Origin of the sequence: Nocardioides dubius (genome assembly GCF_039528155.1) — a bacterium.
GTDB lineage: Bacteria > Actinomycetota > Actinomycetes > Propionibacteriales > Nocardioidaceae > Nocardioides > Nocardioides dubius.
In genome coordinates, this window is record NZ_BAAALG010000001.1 from 137,867 (window position 1) to 139,752 (window position 1,886).

Sequence of the window (1,886 nt, forward strand, 5' to 3'; positions counted from 1 at the left end):
CTGTCATTTCCGGCCCGAACGGCCTGTCTCACAAGCCCTGGCACCGCTGGTCTAGACCGATCGTCGGGACCTTCGTCCCGAGATGCCACACGCATGCCCCAGGACCCACCCGGGACCCCCTTCCCGGCGTGCTGAGCGCCGCTCTCCGCCTCAGAATCGGCCGGTCAAGGGACCACACGGCGACTGAGCTCCGCAAGCGAAGGACGAGAAAATGGCCCATTCTGACCATGAAAAATCCCGTTTCGCCTCCGAAACCCGCCGAAACCGGAACACTTCCCCATAACTAAGTACCTGGGCGGCTCGTTTGAGGGAACGAGTTCGATTGGGGAGCGCCTCAGGGCTTGGTCGTGCTCAACACGTGACGACAACTTTTTGGGGAGTAGAGAAGTGAAGACTTCGATGCGGCATGCCATCGCCGCCGCCACGGCCGTCGCGGTTGCCTCCGCCGGCAGCCTGGCCATGACCGGACCTGTCTCCGCCTCGCCGGCGGCGTCGAGCGTCGCTGCCAAGGACGGCATCAAGGTTCAGGCGAAAAAGAAGAAGAAGAAGAAGAAGACCACCCGCTACACCATGGGCGGCGACGCCTACGGCACCGAGATCGTGGCGGGCCTGCTCGGCCTCCGCTCGGACCGCACCGCGTTCTCGTGGGTCGGCTGCACCCAGCAGAACCGCCAGATGAGCACCGCACTCGTCGGCGGTTCGGTGCTTCCGGGCAACGCCTTCCTCGACCTCGGTGTCGTCCGTTCCAGCACCAAGACCCGCAAGGGCAGCGCCGCCAAGGCGCTGGGCTTCCCGTCGAACACCGCTGCCGCCTCGATCTCCAGCGCCAAGGTGGCCGACGTCCGCCTCGGCCCGGCTGACGGTCCGCACCTGGTGATCACGGGCCTTGAGTCCGAGGCCCGCGCCTGGGTGAGCAAGAAGGGCAAGTTCAACACCACGCAGAAGTACAAGACGCTCAACATCGACGCCAAGACCGGCATCGCTCCGCTCGACCAGTTGCTCGGCCAGCAGGGCCTCGGCGGCCTGCTCGATCTGTTGCTCGGCAACATCGTCGAGCCTCTGATCGACGTGGTCGGCGGCGTGCTGAAGGTGGCGGGTCTCGGTGAGATCAGCATGGGCAAGGGCGTCTCCAAGGAGCGCAAGAACCACGCGATCTCCTACTCGACCGCCCTCGAGGTCCGCCTCTACGGGACCGACATGAAGCGCAGCGCCGACGACATCGTCGTCGAACTGGGCCGTTCGCGTGCCCGGATCAACCGGACCAACGAGCCGGGCCGCTTCGGTGGCTACGCCTCCGCCCTGGACGCCACCCTGCTCGACGGCGTCCTGAAGACCTCGAAGCTGGCCCACCAGCCGGTTCCGTGCATGGGCACCGGTGGCGCCTGGAAGAAGAGCGGCGTTGCCGACGTCAACCTGCTGGGCCTCGGCCTGGTCGAGGTCGGCGCGGTGACCTCCGCCGTCCAGACCAAGGGCACCCGCCGCACCACCCGCACCACCAAGAGCAAGGCGCAGACCGCCCGGATCGCGATCGGCGGCAACAACGGCCTGGTGATCGAGGCGATCACCTCGGAGGCCACCGCTCAGCGCAACCGCCTGGGCAAGCTCTCCACCAAGTCGTTCGTCGACGTCGGCTCGATCAGCGTCGCCGGCACGAAGTACAGCCTGGGTCAGCTGCTCAACCCGGTGCTCAGCGGCCTGGACGGCGTGCTGTCCGGTCTCGGCATCGCGAGCATCAAGACCCACGTGAAGCGCAAGGTCAAGAACGGCATCGGCGTGATCGCCCTGCAGATCAAGCTGCTCAACGGCAAGGGCGCCGACGTCAAGATCGGTGACGTCGAGGCCAAGGTCTCCAAGTGACCTGAGCCGAACGGCACGCAGTGCCTGAA

Annotated in this window: 1 protein-coding gene; it reads left to right on the plus strand. The window is 66.2% G+C overall.

Translation table 11 applies throughout. From position 1 onward, the window contains the following. The first annotated feature begins 387 nt into the window (after nt 1-387). Nucleotides 388-1,857 (plus strand): hypothetical protein, encoded by a 1,470-nt coding sequence (locus tag ABD151_RS00590; protein WP_343990136.1) that lies wholly within the window; start codon nt 388-390, stop codon nt 1,855-1,857. The last annotated feature ends 29 nt before the right edge of the window (nt 1,858-1,886 follow it).